We start from the raw sequence: 17153 nt of genomic DNA on the forward strand, positions 1-17153 counted from the left end.
CATTATGAAACTCGTAATTGCAGGTGCGGGCAGCATTGGTTGTTATTGCGGAGCATTACTGGCTCGAGCGGGCCATTCCGTCACCCTGCTGGGCCGCGCCCGTGTGCTTGACCCGATCCGCCAACACGGGCTGACGGTTACGGATTTCGATGGGCTTAATTACACAGCACCAGCCAATTCCCCAGACCTCAGCCAAGATCCAACTTGTTTGGCTCATGCAGAATTGGTCATCGTCACTGTCAAATCGGGTGCCACTGCGGATATGGCCGAACAGATCGCTGCTGAGGCATCGTCGGACGCGCCGATTCTGTCCTGGCAGAACGGGATCGAAAACGCTGCGACCTTGCGTGCTGCCTTGCAGGGGCGAGATGTCCGTGCCGGAATGGTGCCCTTTAACGTGGTGCCTAGTGGACCTACTACCTATCACCGGGCCACCTCGGGCGAAGTCGTCATCGAAAATGGGCCCGGAGATCTGGCCGAGCGTCTCAGCAGCCCGGATCTGCCTGTTTTGGCGAGTGATCAGATCGAGGCCGTGCAATGGGGCAAACTGTTGATCAATCTGAACAACGCGCTGAATGCGCTGTCGGGTTTGACGATCGTGGATCAACTGAAAAGCCGCGACTGGCGTTTACTTGTTGCGGATCAGATGGCCGAGGCGCTTTTGGTTCTCAAGGCGGCGGGGCACCCAGTGGCATCGACCACGCCGCTTCCGGTTTGGATGACCCCGCATATCCTGCGGCTGCCGACTCCGCTGTTTACCCGCGTCGCCGCCCGGATGCTGACGATTGATCCCAGTGCCCGGACGTCTATGGCCTATGATCTGATGGCTGAACGACAAACGGAAATCGACAGTTTGCAAGGCCACATAATACGGTTGGGCCATGAAACCGGGGTGCCGACGCCCATCTGCATACAAGTGTCCGACCTGATCAAACACGCGCCTGATCACCCGCTGACCCCGGATCAGATCAGGTTGTAAGACCCCTTAGGCGAAAGCAGTTAGCATCCAAAAGATTATGGCTGACATGGTCGCGGCAGCAGGTACGGTGATGACCCAGGCCGCTACGATGGTCATAAAATGCGAGCGCCGCACCAGTTTACGACGGCGGTACTCTTCGGGTGCCAGATTATGCCCTGTTGCACGCAGCAGGTTGGCGCGTTTACGTCGCCGTTCGGAGTCCCACTCGCGGAAAAAGCCCACACCAAAAACTGCGCCAACTGCGATATGGGTCGAGCTGACAGGCAGCCCCAGCCAACTGGCCACGATCACGGTGATCGCCGCCGAAAGGGCGACACAGAAAGCCCGCATAGGGTTCAGCTTGGTGATCTGGCTACCGACCATCCGGATCAGTTTGGGGCCAAATAAGAACAGACCAAAGGAAATCCCAAACGCGCCGATAATCATTACCCAAAGCGGAATTGAGACCTTCGACGCGAAATCCCCGAATTCTGCCGCGTGCACAATCGCGGCCAGAGGGCCAACCGCATTGGCCACGTCATTTGCGCCATGGGCGAAACTCAGGAACGTGGCCGAGATGACCAGCGGCAAGCCAAACAGAGCTTTCAGTGACCGCGTTCGGTTTTCAAGCCCTTCGGACTTGCGTCGCACCCATGGGACGGTGGCGGACCAAGACAGCAGACCTGCGCCCAACCCGATTAACAGCGCCATCTCAAGTTCGATTTTAACGATGCGTTTAAGCCCCTTTACGGTAAGATAAGTGGCAAAGGCCCCTGCCATCAATGCCACAAGGATGGGCACCCATTTGCGGGCCGCCGCGATCTTATCATCCTGATTTTGAATCTTGGTCTGGATCAGCGCCAGAAAACCGGCGGAAATCAAACCACCCAGTACAGGCGAGATCACCCAACTGGCCGCAATTGCGCTCATCGTGCCCCAATTGACTGCACTTAGCCCCGCTGCTGCAATCCCGGCCCCCATGACGCCTCCGACAACCGAGTGCGTAGTCGACACAGGCGCGCCGACCCAAGTTGCCAGATTGACCCACATGGCAGACGAAATCAGTGCTGCCATCATCGCCCAGATGAAAACGCTGCTGTTCTGAACAGACGCAGGATCAATGATCCCCTTGGAAATGGTCGAAACCACATCACCACCTGCCAGCAACGCACCTGCGCTTTCGGCGATGGCCGCGATCAAGATGGCCCCGCCCATGGTCAGTGCGTTTGCACCAACGGCTGGACCCATGTTGTTGGCCACATCATTTGCGCCAATGTTGATCGCCATATAGGCCCCAAAAGCGGCAGCGGCGACCACGATGTAGCTGCCATCGGCCTGACCAAACAGAACGGCCGCTGTCAGTCCTGCAACGACCATGAACGCCAACGCGATTCCCGGTGCCAACAAAGGACGGGACACGTGTATGTTGGCGTTTTCAACGCGAGAAATGCGATGCAGGTCGCTGTCCAGCGCCTGCCAGCGCGGCTTGGGGTTTGTGTCAGACATGGGCTTGATCAGTTTTTCAAAGACGGCCCGCAGCTAACGTTTCGATGCTGCAAGGACAAGCCGCATGTCATCAATTTGTTGCGAAGTTGTTACATTTGACGCAGCAGCGACTGTAGTTCAGGTTCCTGCACCTGCGTGGCGGCTTCGGCCGGTGAAAACCACTTTCGTGTCCGCTGATGGGCTTCGGGGAAGTCTTCGACCAGTTTGCGCACCATAATCCGGTATACATTGGTCAGCACCGGTTGCGTCGACCCGTCCTTGAGGATTTTGTCGTAAGTAAAGTGACCGATGGGTTTCTTGTCCACCTTGTCCGCTCGCACTCCGGCCTCTTCCCAGGCCTCCTGCAGCGCCGTTTCGGCCCCGTCCAGACCGTCAATCGGCCAGCCCTTTGGAATGATCCAGCGCCCGGTATCCCGACTGGTGATCAACAGTACCTCATTTTGCCCTTTGTGTTTTCGGGTGCACAAAGCCGCGAACTGCACCCGTCTGGGGCGCAGGAACAAAGGCCGACCAACCTCTTCCCAGATATTTCGCAGTTTTGAACCCATCCGCAGCGTATCAACCATATCCTGTCATCGGAACTGAAGGGACGTAACAGTGGAAATGTTGAATTTCAATTAAGTCTTCAGATTTTCAGTATTCGTGAGCGGTTTTCGGTTCGAGTGGCTGAACACTGTTTCAGCCCCGGCCGGTCTTGCCTTAGCCGCGTCTGCGCTTTGCCCTCAACGTTGGGTCGGCTTGTGTTGGGTCTTCCGGCCACGGGTGTTTTGGATACTGGGCTCGCATATCCTTGCGCACGTCCGCGTAAGAGCCAGCCCAGAATCCGGGTAGATCGCGGGTGATCTGGATCGGACGTTGCGCAGGTGACAGAAGGGTAATTTTCAGCGGCGCGCCCCCGACAACCGGGTGAATCGAAACGCCGAACAATTCCTGCAACCGGACCGAGATTTCTGGCACCGCTGCACTGTAGTCAATCGGCACCTTGCGTCCTAGCGGTGTTTCAAACGATCCCGGTGCACGGCGGTCCAGTTCTTGCGTCTGTGCCCAATCCAAACGGGCGCGCAGGGCGGGTAACAGGTCGAAGCGCTTCCAATCTTCCGCGCTTTTGACGCCTGAGAGCATCGGCAGCAGCCAATCCTCCAAGTCGGCCATCAGGCCTTCGACCGAGAAATCGGGCAGGTCGGTCCCGTCTGCGCGCACCAGTTCGACCCGGGCTGCCAGTCGACCGGCGGCCCCGTCCAGTCGCAGCCCTAGGTCGCGGACCCCGTCCAGCATGGCCCGCGCGACATCTTCATCCGGGACTTCCTTCCAGATACGATCATCCAAGGTGATCGCACCGAACCGTTCCTGTCGTCGTGACACAACCCGGCGTTCGCGTTTCGACCACGTGCAACTGTCAACCCAGGCGATTTGATCGGAAAACAAATCCCGGATCTCTTGTTCCGAGATCTGCGTGGCCATGCGTACCTTTGCTTCGCGCGGGTTGCCATCCGTATCGTTCACAACCAAGTAAGGCGCGCCCGCCAGCGTGTCACCATTGTCCAGAACAACGCCCTTGCCGCCCGACAGCAAATAGCGCGGTGCTTCTCCTATGCGCCGCTGTCCGACGCGATCAGGGTAGGCCAGGGCGACCATGGCCGCAGGGCTCAGGCGCTCGGACACGTTCTTGGCCTGCGCCCGCAGTCTTTTGGTTTCGGCCTGGATACGGTCTATGGCGCCCATATTCACCTGCCATACGCGGTTACGCTGAAACGCCCGCACGTCGCGCAACGCCTCTTGCCGTAGCGCGATATCGACCGGGGCGCCGCGCAAGGGGTCACGTTCAGCCATAAGTGCCGCCAATGGCGCAGCTTGCGAACCTGCGCTTTCCAACATGTGACCCAGCCGGGGGTGCAGAGGTAACGCGGCCAAGGCTCGCCCGTGATCAGTGATCCGCCCCTTATCGTCCAGTGCGCCAAGCATCGTCAGCAATGCCCGTGCCTCGGCCAGTGTTCCGTCGGGCGGCGGTGTCAAAAAGGCCAGATCATTGGCGTCCGCGCCCCACAACGCCAGTTCCAACGCCAGTCCGGTCAAGTCAGCTGCCTCGATCTCGGCGGGCGGGTAGGCGGCCAGCGCGCCTTCTTCACCTTTTGACCACAGCCTATAACACACGCCTTCGGCCACACGGCCCGCGCGACCCGCGCGTTGCGTCGCTTCGGCCCGCGTCACGCGTTCTGTGACCAACCTCGACATGCCCGAGCCCGGATCAAACCGTGCCCGCCGCGCTTGCCCCATATCCACGACCACGCGGATATCTGGGATGGTCAAAGAGGTTTCGGCAATCGACGTCGCCAGCACCACTTTGCGCCCGCTTTTAGCGGGGGCAATCGCTGCGCGCTGGGCGGCAAAGGGCATTGCCCCGAACAATGGATACACGGCACAGGCTTCAGATAGTCTGGCTTTCAAGGCGGCCTCGGCCCGCCGGATTTCGCCTTCACCGGGCAGGAACACCAAAAGACCACCTCCTGTGGCGCGCGTTTCACGTTCGGCCTGTACCACCAGTTCTACCAGCGCATCCAAACGACGTGCTTGTAGCCCCAAGGGGCGATCCAGCCAGCGGGTCTTGACAGGAAAGCTGCGCCCCTCGGACGTGATCAGCGGGGCGTCCATCAATTGGCCAACGGGCTCGGCATCCAAGGTGGCAGACATGGCCAGCAGGATTAGGTCATCCCGCAGCGCACCTGCCACCTCGAGGCACAGCGCAAGCCCCAGATCAGCGTTCAAAGAGCGTTCGTGGAATTCGTCGAAAATCACCGCGCTGATACCGGGCAGGTCAGGGTCTGATTGCAGCATTCGGGTCAGGATGCCTTCGGTGACGACCTCGATCCGCGTGTCCTTGGACACTTTCGCATCGCCACGTACACGGTAGCCCACGGTCTGCCCCGCGCGCTCTCCCAAAGTCTCCGCCATCCGCTCTGCCGCTGCCCGCGCTGCCAGCCTTCGGGGTTCCAGCATCACGATCTTGCCGTCGCACAGATCGGCCTCGAGCATCGCCAACGGCACCCGCGTGGTCTTGCCTGCGCCTGGCGGTGCCTGCAGCACAGCGCGTCCACGGGCACGCAAGGCATTCCGCAAGGCGGGAACGGCGTCATCTATGGGCAGGCGATTGGTCATGCGCACCTTATCCGCCATCGTGCTGGCGGCGTCCAGTTCCCGCACTTGCACAAGCAGCAGGCCATGAACGAAATGCCGCAGGATTTGTGTTGCGCGCAATTCCCGTGCTCTTCGGTCTGGACAAATACCCCCCGACCACGGCAACTATTCCTGCCTCTGGGAACGGAACAAGCATGCAGACAGACAGTTTAAGTGACAGGATATTGAACGGCGAGCGTCGTGCGCTGGCGCGTGCCATCACTCTTGTCGAAAGCAATCGTGCTGATCATCGGGCGCAAGCCAGCGAGCTTTTAACTCAGCTTGCGGGATCGGGACGTCAGGCGTTGCGGATCGGTTTGTCGGGGACACCCGGGGTTGGCAAGTCCACCTTTATTGAAAGCTTCGGCATGATGCTGACTGGGCAAGGAATGCGTGTGGCTGTTTTGGCGGTCGATCCGAGCTCGGCACGTTCGGGTGGTTCGATTCTGGGCGACAAAACCCGGATGGAACGCCTGAGTCGGGAAAAAAATGCCTTTATCCGGCCTTCTCCCAGCCAAAGCCACCTTGGCGGCGTAGCCCGTCGCACCCGTGAGGCCATCGCCCTGTGCGAGGCGGCGGGTTATGATGTGGTGCTCATCGAAACGGTTGGTGTGGGGCAGTCGGAGACGGTTGTTTCCGAGCTGTCGGATCTGTTCCTGCTGTTGTTGGCCCCTGCGGGCGGAGACGAATTGCAGGGTGTGAAACGCGGCATAATGGAGATGGCCGACATCATCCTGATCAATAAGGCTGATGGCGACCTGAAGGCCACCGCCACACGCACCTGCGCGGACTATGCAGGAGCGTTGCGACTGCTGCGTAAACGTCCGCAAGATCCCGAGGGTTTTCCCAAGGCCATGACCGTATCAGCGGTTGAAGAACATGGGCTGGAGCAGGCGTGGGACGAAATGCAATCCTTGACCCAATGGCGTCGGGACAATGGCATTTGGGAAGCCAATCGCGCGGCGCAAGCACGGTATTGGTTCGACCAAGAGGTGCGTCATGCTCTTCTTGCGCGCCTCGACACACCGCAGGCCAAGGCCGAGATGGAGCGTCTGAACGCCGAAGTCTCAGCAGGGCATTTGAACCCGGCAAAAGCGGCAGAGGAACTGCTCGGTGCGCTGACCTGATGGTCGGGTTTGGTCGGGGAGCCTACGGGCTGTGCAAAATAAAAGATTTCGCGCGGCCTGTCTTGACCCTCCCGGCGATTCCCACTACACGCATCCAACCAGTTTTCGGGCGCGACTTCGGGTTGCGCCCCTTGTGATTTGGCCAAGGGTCTGAAGCCCGGCCTCCAGAAACAAAGGAAGAAACCATGTCGCGCCGTTGCGAACTGACCGGAAAAGGCCCGATGACTGGCAACAATGTCAGCCACGCCAACAACAAAACCAAACGTCGTTTCCTGCCGAACCTGAACGACGTCACCCTGCAGTCCGAGACCCTGGGTCGCGGTGTTAAACTGCGCATCTCGGCAGCTGCGCTGCGCTCGGTCGACCACCGCGGTGGTCTGGACGCGTTCCTGGCTAAAGCCAAGGACGAAGAGCTGTCGGCAAACGCTCTGAAAGTGAAAAAGGAAATCGCCAAGGCGCAAGCCTCGGCCTAAGCCTTTATTCTCTTACGTAATTCAAGGCCCCGTACCCTTTTGGTGCGGGGCTTTTTTGTTCTGTGGCTATATGGCGGCAATTCGCATTGTTCCCGAATTCGAAATAATTTTTTCGATTGGTGAATTTCTTCACATACAGAGATTCGAATCTGACTTAACGTTAGGTCATTCATCAGGCGGGGGCCCGAATATGTCGTTAAAAAGTTTCTACATTTTTCTGTTTCTGGCCGCTGTGCTCCGCAAGGCAATTGCAGCCTGTGCGCAGATGCAGCGCAAAGTGAACCGGTCGCACACCAGCTTTACTGCAAGCGAAGTGAAACGACCTGGGGTGGACTACTGAAAACCGCTTCAAGCGCGACCCTTTAGCGCTTGAAGCGCCTTTGCACGCTGACCTATACCAAGGTCAGGATGAGACCTAAGACCGCCAGTATTCTGCCGTTTGTTTTATCCCTGCTTCTGGTGCTGACCGGGCAGGGTCTTGCCATGTCGCGCGGCATGAATAGTGCTGTTGGCCAGATGGTATTGTGCACCGGAAATGGCCCGGTCGCTGTCTACATGGATGAAAGTGGGCAACCTACTGCGCCACCGCACTATTGCCCGGATTACGCGCTGTCCCTCATGGGGGCAATTGCCGCGACCCATCCCACATTGCCCGCAGCGCCGGAACTTGCGCAACCCGCGCCATTGCGAGATGTGGGCAACCAGATCGCATTGCCGGTGCCGCGCGCTCCGGCCCGCGCGCCGCCTTCTATTGTTTAAAAACCCATCTTTTCTAAAGTTTTGAACAACAAGGAGAGGCGCGATGTCCCTCAAATCCAAACTGCTTGCAACCTTGGCTGCAGTCACGCTGGCCGTTCCCGCTCTGGCCGATGGCACCATCAAGGTGGATGACGCTTATGCCCGCTCTTCGGGCAAAACGGCCAAGGCTGGTGCCGCTTTCATGATGATCGAGAATCAGGGCGTCGCAGATGACCGTCTGATCGGCGCAACTTCGGACGCCGCGGCCCGTGTTGAGCTGCATACACACGAGGTCGGCGATAACGGCGTGGCCAAGATGGTGCATGTGGAAGAAGGCTTTGTCATTCCCGCTGGCGAAACCTACATGCTGAAACGCGGCGGGGCTCATGTGATGTTCATGGGCCTGACAGTGCCGTTCGAGCAAGACGCAATGGTGCCCGTCACTCTGATTTTCGAGAATGCCGGTGAGGTCGAGATCGAGATACCCGTTGATCTGGAACGTCAAGACAAAGGTGGTCATGGCGGTCACGGATCTCACGGAGAGAGCACGGATTAAAGCGCGCCTGTCTTTGCGCCACGTTGCACCTTTTCCATGCATCAGGCCGGGCATTGCCCGGCCTGAGTGCGTTTGTTCAGGGGGGTGGCTTTTATTTATTCACGGTTTTTAGTCCGACCCGATCACCCGCTTTTCGGAACCGGGAGGCCAGCCAGAACATGACAGCAGCAATTGCAAGCGCCGAAAATGCGATACCCCACCCAAGCGCCACCAATGCCACCGCTGGCCAGATCATCAGAACCAGCCCGACAACCAAGGCAACAAAGCCCGAAACCCGCATTGATCCGCGTTGCGGGTCTCGCTGGTGCATCTGCTGAGCGGCGGCCAGTGAACCGATCCCGATGATAAGCGCCCATGCACCCAACAGGAAAAAGGCAAGCTTGACCGTGCCTTCCGGCCAGATCAGCAGGATCAGACCGATCACTAGCGCGCCGATCGCGGCACCTCCTAAAACACCACGGCGTCCAACCCCAAAAAGAGTCAGGCCGCCATCCAGGATCAACAGTACTCCGACCAGTTGCAACAGCACGGCGATGCTGCCAGAGGGCCAGAACAGCGCAGCTATGCCAACAATCCCCGCCAATGCTCCACGCAGTAAAAAGGTCCACCAGAGATTGGATAGCTGCTCGCCCAGCAAGTCGCGCTGGGCCATGCTGCCATCCTCCAGGATTTCGCCGGTTTTGGGTTCTTGGTCGGCCATGGCTGATCCTCCAATCGTTTCGGGCGCAATCTAAGCAAAAAATATAGTGTTGTCTGCATCTTATGAGGGTCGTGCCAGCAATTGCTCTACCCAGTGAGGCACCGTTTCTGACGCCTTGCCAAGGATATATGTGTCAAACCCCGAGGCCCCAAGCGTTGGCTCCAGATTAATCTCGACAGTTTGCGCGCCTGCCGCTTGTGCCTCGTGCACAAAGGTCGCTGCTGGATAGACCTGACTCGATGTGCCAATGGCTGCAAAGAGCGACGCGCTGGCCAGATGGTCGTAAATCTCATTCATGTGGTAAGGCATTTCTCCGAACCAGACTACATCAGGACGGGCTGTTGGCCGGTTGCAGGAGGGGCAGGGTTCTGCGACCGCCATCTCGGGCGGGGCAGTCCAGCGGTGCCCACAGTTCGAACACAACGCGCCGGCCAAGGTGCCGTGCATGTGAATGACATTCCGTGCACCACCGGCTTCGTGCAGGCTGTCGACGTTCTGAGTGACAATCACCACTTCACCGGGCCAGTCGCATTGTAGCCGGGCCAGTGCTTTGTGGGCGGCATTGGGTTTCACGCCAGCCGCCTGAACGCGACGGGCATTGTAAAATCCCTGAACCAAGGCCGGATTGCGGGCAAAGCCTTCGGGCGTGGCCACATCCTCGATCCGGTGCTTGGCCCACAATCCGCCCTCATCGCGAAAGGTACCTAGCCCACTTTCAGCGGAAATTCCGGCTCCGGTCAGAATGACAATCTTTTCCATGTCCTCTCCACACGGTACAGCTTGCATATGTCACACCGTATCCTCTTTGTCTGTTTGGGCAACATCTGCCGGTCCCCTGCGGCCGAAGGCGTCTTTCGCGATCGCGCGCCGCATCACGCAACCGACAGTGCCGGAACCATGGGTTGGCACGCAGGCAACCCGCCTTACGGCCCCATGCAGGCCGCCGCAAAAGCCAGAGGATTTGACCTTAGCGACCTGCGTGCCCGACAGTTTACAGCCGCCGACTTTGATCGGTTCGATCTGATCATTGGCATGGATGCCAACAACATCGCGGATATTGAGGATCTGCGTCCTACGGGCAACGCCACGCCTGTGCGCCTGCTGACCGACTTTGCCCATGAAACCCAGTCTGATCATGTGCCTGACCCCTATTATACGCGGGATTTCGATGGTGCGCTGGATCTGATCGAAACAGCAGTAGCCGGCTTGGCCGCTCATCTGGAGCGCTAGCCGCCGATCACCTTCAACTGACCGTTCAGCCAGGGCAGTTTGTTAAGGGCCGGTTCGATGATCTGGTTTTGCATCAGCCGACGTGTCATACCTGCGACCTCCTGCGGGACCTGATCCGACCAATCGGTGCGGGCCAAAAGCGAGATCGTGCGAGAGAAATCTCCAAACGGGGCAGGGTGCGCCTCCAACCCGTCATGGAAGCGTGCCGCGCGCATGAAGCCCAGCGGCGTCGTGATTGCCCAACCCAAACCCCGCGCGACCATGGCCATCAAAGCCATGTGTGAGCCGATCTCGAACCGTTCCTCGAACTCTTTCCCGTCGCGCGCCATATGCGCTTCGATCTGGCGGCTGATCAGTTGCTCGCGCGCGTAACGCAGAAACGGCAAGCTCTCTTGCACGGCCTCGACCGCGCCCGAACCCTTTGGGGCCACCAGAATGAACGGATCGCGGACCAAAGGATACTCGATCACGCCTTCCAGCGCCTCACCGCTATGGGCGGTGATCGCCATGTGGAGGCGCTGCTCGGCCAAAGCTTCAAACAGATCGAGGCTCGACAAGGTGATCAGTTTGAATTTCGAACGGGTCAGGCTATCGGCCAGCAATGTGGCCAACCGTGGAGTCAGATCATTGTCGAAATCGTCGATCAACCCGATGGAAAGCGTGGTCAGATGACCCAACTCCATGACCGAAAGCTCGCTTTGGGCCACCTGCAATTCGGCCAGCACAGCCTCGGCCCGCGCCAGAAAGCTGCGCCCGGCCTGGGTCAGCCGCATAGGCCGCCGCCCGTGATCAACCAGATCGGTGCCTAGCGCCTTTTCCAAATTGCGCAGTTGCTGGGATACGGACGGCTGGCTGAGCCCGGTGATCTCGGCGGCCTGCGCTACCGATCCCGTCCGCGCCAAAGCCTCGAACACCTCAAGGCCCCGCAGGGTCAGCCCTTTCATCACCATCGCACATCCCTTTCGCTGCAACTTTTCTGAGGCGCAGCGTGGATCAGGTCAAGGATTTGCGGTGCGTTAGCTGCAGATCGCCTGCGCCATCTGGCCGAAGTTTTGATACCGATCCCACAGCGCATCATCACGCGCCGTGCGCGACATTTTCAGCTCTTGCGCCTGATGGGGGTCTTCGAACCACTTCGAGACGGTCTTCTGGTCACTGCGCGTCAGTGCCTGATCTGCCACGCGCTGAATGCAGCTGCACCGATCACGTGTGGCCGCCGCCCGATCCGACGCCAGGCAGGCGCGCTTGATCTGCGCGGCCTCAACCTGCGGAGCGATGGCCGTCATCGTTGCGGCACAGAAAGCGATTAAGAGGAACTGTTTCATGCTCATGCCTCGTTTTTGCCTGCCCTGAGGGATCTTGTGCCCCTCTCAGTCTGAGCGGGAGTATGAATCAAAGTGGTTAACGGATCAATCGTACGTTGCAAAAAAGTGATTGCACGAGTCGGAAACGCCTAGCCCGCAGGGCGGGCTTCAACTCGGCATTCATCTGAAAGAGTGTAACCCGCACCCATCGCGACATAGCTTGATTGCTGGACTATTGGCTATACGGTTGTTCCAACACTCAAGTTTATGAACGCGGAAGTTTTAATGAAACTAAAAACAACAGGACTATTCTTAATCGCGACTTTGATGTTTGTGTTCGGCATGGCAGAGCAAAGCACTGCTCAAGATCGATCAGACGACCTGGATAGACCTGTCAGAGTGCTCATTTCAGGCATCTCCGGTCAACTCGCCACTGAAGTAACCGGCGGGGATTTCAATCAGAAGATCGACTTCAACTATCCTTCAAAACAACTTTCTGATTTTGACCTTATGGTAATTTTTACCGACCATTTTTTTGAGGCTCTCGATGAAGAAATCGTAAGGGCGCTCGGATTTGTCGAAAGCGACTTTCAAAGTAATGATGAAGACAATTTTCTAACCGTATTGACGGCGGAGTTTGAGGGGGATGAAACACCATTCCCAATCCTCGTGATTAACCGGCGCCACTTCTATGCTCGGGATCGAACTTGCCATGTTCCTTTGCTTAGGGACCTAATTTTGAAAGCTGATTGGCGTGGCGTTCTTGATCGAGAGCGGGACTATAAGCTGGCTTCAGATTGCGGGAATTCATCGTAGGCTCAAGCAATTGTCAAACGGCTTGCCGAGGTGAACAAGTCGAAGGACGTTGTATAGTATCGTCGGCGCACTCAATCCACCTTGACCAACCCACGATTCCTCTACATATCCCCAACCCATGACAGACCTCGCTCATATCCGCAATTTCTCCATCGTCGCGCATATCGACCATGGCAAATCCACCCTTGCTGACCGGCTCATCCAAGAGACCGGAACGGTCAAGGATCGCGACATGAAGGAACAGCTGCTCGACAGCATGGATATCGAGCGCGAGCGTGGCATCACCATCAAGGCCAACACGGTCCGCATCGACTATACGGCGGATGATGGTGAGCATTACGTTCTGAACCTGATCGACACGCCCGGTCACGTGGACTTTGCTTATGAGGTCAGCCGGTCCATGCGCGCGGTCGAAGGCTCTTTGCTGGTTGTGGACTCGACTCAAGGAGTCGAGGCGCAGACTTTGGCGAATGTGTACCAAGCCATCGATGCCGATCATGAGATCGTTCCGGTGCTAAACAAGATCGACCTGCCGGCCTCCGACTGTGACCGTGTGGCCGAACAGATCGAGGATGTGATCGGCATCGACGCGACTGATGCCATTCAGGTCAGCGCCAAGACGGGGCAGGGCATCCACGAAACGCTGGAAGCCATTGTGAAACAGCTGCCCGCACCGCAGGGCAATCTGGATGCGCCGCTCAAGGCGATGCTGGTGGATTCGTGGTACGACGCGTATCTCGGCGTGATCGTTCTAGTCCGCATCATGGACGGCACGTTGAAAAAGGGGATGCGGCTCAAGTTCATGTCGAACAACACGCTGCACCATGTCGACCGCGTCGGCGTTTTCCGTCCCGAGATGGAGATGGTCGACAGCCTCGGCCCCGGTGAGATCGGTTTTCTGACCGCATCCATCAAACAGGTCCGCGACACCCGAGTGGGTGACACGATCACCAATGATCGTAACGGGACTGAGGACGCGCTGGACGGCTTCAAACCCGCGCAGCCGGTGGTGTTCTGTGGCCTGTTTCCTGTGGACTCGGCCGAATTCGAAGACCTGCGGGATGCGATCGACAAGCTGGCGCTGAACGACGCCAGCTTCAGCTTTGAAATGGAAACCTCGGCCGCGCTGGGCTTTGGCTTCCGCTGCGGCTTCCTGGGGCTTCTGCACCTTGAGGTCATCCGCGACCGCATCGAACGCGAATATGATATCGAGCTCATCACCACCGCGCCGTCGGTGATCTATCACGTCTACATGAAAGACGGTGAGATGATCGAGCTGCACAACCCCGCCGACATGCCCGACCCGTCCAAGGTCGACCATATCGAGGAACCGCGTATCAAGGCGACTATTCTGGTGCCCGACGAGTATCTGGGTGACGTACTGAAACTCTGCCAAGATCGCCGCGGCATCCAACTGGACCTGACCTATGCCGGTAGCCGCGCCATGGTCGTCTATGACCTGCCGCTGAACGAGGTCGTCTTCGACTTCTACGACCGCCTGAAATCAGTGACCAAAGGCTATGCCTCGTTCGACTACCAGATGACCGGCTATACCGAGGACAATCTGGTCAAGATGTCGGTGCTGGTGAATGACGAACCGGTCGACGCGCTGTCGACCATGGTTCACCGCGACCGGGCCGAGATGCGGGGCCGGGCGATGTGCGAAAAGCTCAAGGACCTGATCCCGCGCCACATGTTCAAAATCCCGATTCAGGCTGCCATCGGAGGCAAGGTCATCGCGCGCGAGACCCTGAGCGCCCTGCGCAAGGACGTGACCGCGAAGTGTTACGGAGGCGACGCCACGCGGAAACGTAAACTGCTGGACAAGCAGAAGGCGGGTAAGAAGAAGATGCGTCAGTTCGGGAAGGTCGATATCCCGCAGGAGGCGTTTATTTCCGCACTTAAAATGGATTCTTAATCCATTTTAAGTGCGAGTGCGCGAAAGCGTTTGGCGCAGCCAACTGCGTGCCCACGCGGCGGGGCCATTGTGCCGCGATTTTTCTTTCCGCAACTTGCAATTCCTCATGCAAAGAGTGTGCTTGAGTGAAAGTGCAGACTGTGATAACTTATTGAAATACAAATATTTTAGGCGTTTCCAATGAGTGATTATGATCGGCACTTTAAGCTAACCGAAACACGCGACCATGAAATTGTAGTGTTCGAAGAACAGTACAGATCTCTCCGTAGAGAAATCCTTGATCGGCAACAGAGACGCTTCTTTATTGTTGCTGGCGCTGCGTTAGGAATACCTAGCGTTTCAGGTTTGAAAATTGCCGGTGTAATGGAAGGTACATTTTTGTACATCGTTCCACTTGTTGTTGTTGCAATGTCATTTCTGTTTGTCATTGAAGTTAATGGCATCGCGAGAGCCGGACGTTTCATTGAATTGCGTATTGAAAACCGGTTTAAGAACGTAGCGGGCTGGGAGCACTACCTGAAGGACCTAAAAGCCGCAAACGAGCTGACGCCTTCGGTCGTGAAGGTCGCAAACTCAAGCTTTCTGATCTTGATGGCCGTGTATTTTGTATTCTCGTCTCTAGTTTTCGCTTCCAGACTTTGGTTTCGAGAAGTTGGTGATGAAGGACGCTTTTTCGAGGCAGCTCAGACCAGTGGCGCATTTTGGTCGGTGACATATTCGGTATTCATGTTAGCAGTGTTTGTTGCCTGGATACACGAGATGTGGCCACACTTGAAGTTTTCGGCGGAAACTCAAAAGTAACCTCTTCAATCTCTCGAACTCTAACCACTTTACCGCCGGGCCGCGCCGACCTGCCCCCATGGGGCGGAGCGTTTGCGCCCCGTGGCTCCGCCCGTTCGCGGCTGAATTCGTCCACTGGACGAATTCCAAGACGCCGCTCACCCCCTCGGGCCGGCGCTGCCCTCAGTTCTGATGACCTACCAACTGTGACCAACCTCACAGCCCATAGTCCTCCCACCTGCTATACTTGACCCTACGGCAACCTCGGCGGGAGGCCCCTATGTCCACATCCATGATCCCACTCATCGCCCTCGGATCGGCGGGTCTTTATTCTGTGGCCATGATCTCGATGAAGTTCTGGTGGAAACTCCCCGGTGTTGGCCTGACCCTTCTGATCGTCGCCACGCTGCTGGCCGCCGCAACTCTGGAACTCGCCGCGCTGCGCAATGAACGGTTGGGCATCATCTATACCGGCATTCTGGGGGCTGAGGTCGTGTTGATCGCCATCGCCTCATATTTCCTGTTTGGCGAGAACTTTTCTTATCGCGAGGGGGTCGGCATCGCGCTGGTCATTGTTGGGACAGCTCTGGCCTGGGCCTGATGCCCCATTCTAAGCTCCCGGTGAACCAATCATGAAGTTTCCCTTAGGTAAGTTGTAACCTGTGAGCGCCCTCCCAATCTGTTGACCAGACGAAAAGGAGAGAGCCCATGACCAGATACATGACTGTCGGAGCAGCCGCTTTGGCCACGACCCTCACCCTTGGAACGGCCGCTCTGGCCGATACCACGCCCGACCTGCGCGGCACGTGGCTGGGGTCTTACACGACCGTTCAACCCAGCCACTACTACAAGGGCGATCAACCCCGGTTTAATCAGGCCGAATGGATGCTCGACGTCCAGATGCAGGAAGACAATGTCTTCTGGGGGCCCAGCAAGTGGCGCCGTGATGGCGATACAGAATGGAATGAGTACGAGGCCACCGGCACCATAAGTCTCGATGGCTCGGGGTCTATTGGCATCGTTGAAACCTCACCGCTGGTGATCGGAGCCAATGCGCTGATCGATGCGCGGTATGAGGATGGCAAGATCTATGCGGATTTCCGTAGCCTGCGGAATGGAACGACCTACAGCACCGTTCTGGAACGTCAGGTGAACTGAAGCGGTTCCGGCCCGGCCGGACAGTAGGGGGTATGGACCGCCGCCCGATTGTCTGCGCGGCGGAGGTGTAGGTTAGCCAGCCGGGCCGGGCCGCTTCTCAGTAAAGCAACCATTGTCTCCACCAGGGGAGGTGGGCCGGGTGGCGCGCATTGCCCGCGACAGGGTTCGGTTGGTTTTGGGTCAGAATGCGGTGTTCCTCGACCCACGGGCATCTGGACCTCGCGGACCTTCAGCGCGGCGTTGCGTGCGGTGACTTACGCGCCATCCGGTCCCAGTTCATGCGATAGTCTGTTTCTCTCGAGTCTGAGTGCGCGATTCGATAGTTTGAGGCGCTGAGAACTTGTCAAACCCGGTGTTTTTCGGCCTACAGAGTGCATGTTGGCGTTCGCGCTTGCAGCATTGCGCGGAAAAAGGGCGGTTTCTACCCGTATTGACAAATGCTCCATCAACTGTGCGCAGTGCCGTGCTTTCTCGGATTATCCACAGAAGTGTCCCTGCGGATATCAACATTTTATCCCCGTCAATTTTTCATGCTGCAGTGCTATTTTCTTGTCCGAAGCCGGCCGGAATGCCAAAGTCCTGACACCGCCCAGGATCCTCGGAGCCAAAGGCGGTACGCAAAGGGCCGGAGGGTTGGAGTGATTGAGAGGGTCTTGGGATTTTCTCTGAACTTCAAAGACTTACCGTTGAGGTCAGGTGATTGCGGGCAGTCCGCCCA

General features: G+C 57.7%; 19 protein-coding genes. 12 read left to right on the plus strand and 7 right to left on the minus strand.

Translation table 11 applies throughout. The annotated features are described in order from the left end of the window. Positions 1 to 4 precede the first annotated feature (4 nt). Positions 5 to 979 (plus strand): 2-dehydropantoate 2-reductase, encoded by a 975-nt coding sequence (locus GOV89_RS10805; protein WP_171238179.1) that lies wholly within the window; start codon positions 5 to 7, stop codon positions 977 to 979. A gap of 6 nt (positions 980 to 985) precedes the next feature. Here the strand turns inward: GOV89_RS10805 and GOV89_RS10810 are convergent, their stop codons facing one another. The 3 genes from GOV89_RS10810 to hrpB form a co-directional block, all read right to left on the minus strand. Then, positions 986 to 2464: an inorganic phosphate transporter gene (locus GOV89_RS10810; protein ID WP_171238180.1), complete on the minus strand. Its 1479-nt coding sequence runs from the start codon at positions 2462 to 2464 to the stop codon at positions 986 to 988. An 89-nt stretch (positions 2465 to 2553) separates the two neighbouring features. After that, on the minus strand, positions 2554 to 3012 hold the full coding sequence (locus GOV89_RS10815; RefSeq protein WP_171238270.1) for an NUDIX hydrolase: 459 nt from the start codon (positions 3010 to 3012) through the stop codon (positions 2554 to 2556). 151 nt (positions 3013 to 3163) lie between these two features. Then, entirely contained in the window at positions 3164 to 5617 is a 2454-nt protein-coding gene (gene hrpB, locus GOV89_RS10820) for an ATP-dependent helicase HrpB (protein WP_171238271.1), read from the minus strand. A 173-nt stretch (positions 5618 to 5790) separates the two neighbouring features. Between hrpB and meaB the strand changes: the two genes are divergently transcribed. The 5 genes from meaB (at position 5791) to GOV89_RS10845 (ending at position 8529) form a co-directional block, all read left to right on the plus strand. Continuing rightward, on the plus strand, positions 5791 to 6762 hold the full coding sequence (gene meaB / locus GOV89_RS10825) for a methylmalonyl Co-A mutase-associated GTPase MeaB (protein ID WP_171238181.1): 972 nt from the start codon (positions 5791 to 5793) through the stop codon (positions 6760 to 6762). A 185-nt stretch (positions 6763 to 6947) separates the two neighbouring features. After that, complete coding sequence (gene rpmB, locus GOV89_RS10830) at positions 6948 to 7235, plus strand: 50S ribosomal protein L28 (protein ID WP_171094054.1); 288 nt, start codon at positions 6948 to 6950, stop codon at positions 7233 to 7235. Between the two features lie 190 nt (positions 7236 to 7425). Next, complete coding sequence (locus GOV89_RS10835; RefSeq protein ID WP_171235250.1) at positions 7426 to 7575, plus strand: hypothetical protein; 150 nt, start codon at positions 7426 to 7428, stop codon at positions 7573 to 7575. A gap of 68 nt (positions 7576 to 7643) precedes the next feature. Continuing rightward, positions 7644 to 7994, plus strand: coding sequence for a hypothetical protein (locus GOV89_RS10840; RefSeq protein WP_171238182.1), 351 nt, complete (start codon positions 7644 to 7646; stop codon positions 7992 to 7994). 43 nt (positions 7995 to 8037) lie between these two features. Next, positions 8038 to 8529, plus strand: a complete 492-nt coding sequence (locus GOV89_RS10845; RefSeq protein ID WP_171238183.1) for a copper chaperone PCu(A)C — start codon at positions 8038 to 8040, stop codon at positions 8527 to 8529. 91 nt (positions 8530 to 8620) lie between these two features. Here the strand turns inward: GOV89_RS10845 and GOV89_RS10850 are convergent, their stop codons facing one another. Together GOV89_RS10850 and GOV89_RS10855 are read right to left on the minus strand one after the other, a co-directional pair. Next, entirely contained in the window at positions 8621 to 9229 is a 609-nt protein-coding gene (locus GOV89_RS10850; RefSeq protein ID WP_171235247.1) for an HdeD family acid-resistance protein, read from the minus strand. Positions 9230 to 9289: 60 nt separating this feature from the next. Continuing rightward, positions 9290 to 9988 carry an NAD-dependent deacylase gene (locus tag GOV89_RS10855; protein WP_171238184.1) on the minus strand — a complete coding sequence of 233 codons (699 nt, stop codon included), beginning with the start codon at positions 9986 to 9988 and terminating at the stop codon, positions 9290 to 9292. Positions 9989 to 10015: 27 nt separating this feature from the next. Here GOV89_RS10855 and GOV89_RS10860 point away from each other — a divergent pair, with 27 nt between their 5' ends. Beyond that, positions 10016 to 10459 carry a low molecular weight protein-tyrosine-phosphatase gene (locus tag GOV89_RS10860; RefSeq protein ID WP_171177747.1) on the plus strand — a complete coding sequence of 148 codons (444 nt, stop codon included), beginning with the start codon at positions 10016 to 10018 and terminating at the stop codon, positions 10457 to 10459. Here the strand turns inward: GOV89_RS10860 and GOV89_RS10865 are convergent. Both GOV89_RS10865 and GOV89_RS10870 read right to left on the minus strand, forming a co-directional pair. After that, positions 10456 to 11409 carry a LysR family transcriptional regulator gene (locus GOV89_RS10865; protein WP_171238185.1) on the minus strand — a complete coding sequence of 318 codons (954 nt, stop codon included), beginning with the start codon at positions 11407 to 11409 and terminating at the stop codon, positions 10456 to 10458. The two genes, GOV89_RS10860 and GOV89_RS10865, sit on opposite strands and share 4 nt — an antisense overlap. A 66-nt stretch (positions 11410 to 11475) precedes the next feature. Continuing rightward, on the minus strand, positions 11476 to 11784 hold the full coding sequence (locus tag GOV89_RS10870) for a hypothetical protein (RefSeq protein ID WP_171177743.1): 309 nt from the start codon (positions 11782 to 11784) through the stop codon (positions 11476 to 11478). A gap of 264 nt (positions 11785 to 12048) precedes the next feature. On the opposite strand from GOV89_RS10870, the gene GOV89_RS10875 reads away from it, so the two are divergent. The 5 genes from GOV89_RS10875 to GOV89_RS10895 all read left to right on the plus strand — a co-directional run bounded on the left by GOV89_RS10875 (position 12049) and on the right by GOV89_RS10895 (position 16435). Continuing rightward, the gene (locus tag GOV89_RS10875; RefSeq protein WP_171238186.1) at positions 12049 to 12579 is read left to right on the plus strand and encodes a hypothetical protein; all 531 of its coding nucleotides are present in this window, start codon (positions 12049 to 12051) and stop codon (positions 12577 to 12579) included. Positions 12580 to 12697: 118 nt separating this feature from the next. After that, positions 12698 to 14497 carry a translation elongation factor 4 gene (gene lepA, locus GOV89_RS10880; RefSeq protein ID WP_171238187.1) on the plus strand — a complete coding sequence of 600 codons (1800 nt, stop codon included), beginning with the start codon at positions 12698 to 12700 and terminating at the stop codon, positions 14495 to 14497. Between the two features lie 180 nt (positions 14498 to 14677). Then, a complete protein-coding gene (locus tag GOV89_RS10885; protein ID WP_171238188.1) occupies positions 14678 to 15298 on the plus strand; it encodes a hypothetical protein in 621 nt (206 codons plus the stop codon). Between the two features lie 259 nt (positions 15299 to 15557). Then, the gene (locus GOV89_RS10890; protein WP_171238189.1) at positions 15558 to 15878 is read left to right on the plus strand and encodes a hypothetical protein; all 321 of its coding nucleotides are present in this window, start codon (positions 15558 to 15560) and stop codon (positions 15876 to 15878) included. A 107-nt stretch (positions 15879 to 15985) separates the two neighbouring features. Continuing rightward, entirely contained in the window at positions 15986 to 16435 is a 450-nt protein-coding gene (locus GOV89_RS10895; RefSeq protein WP_171238190.1) for a hypothetical protein, read from the plus strand. The last annotated feature ends 718 nt before the right edge of the window (positions 16436 to 17153 follow it).

Origin of the sequence: Ruegeria sp. HKCCA5763 (genome assembly GCF_013034545.1) — a bacterium.
GTDB lineage: Bacteria > Pseudomonadota > Alphaproteobacteria > Rhodobacterales > Rhodobacteraceae > Ruegeria.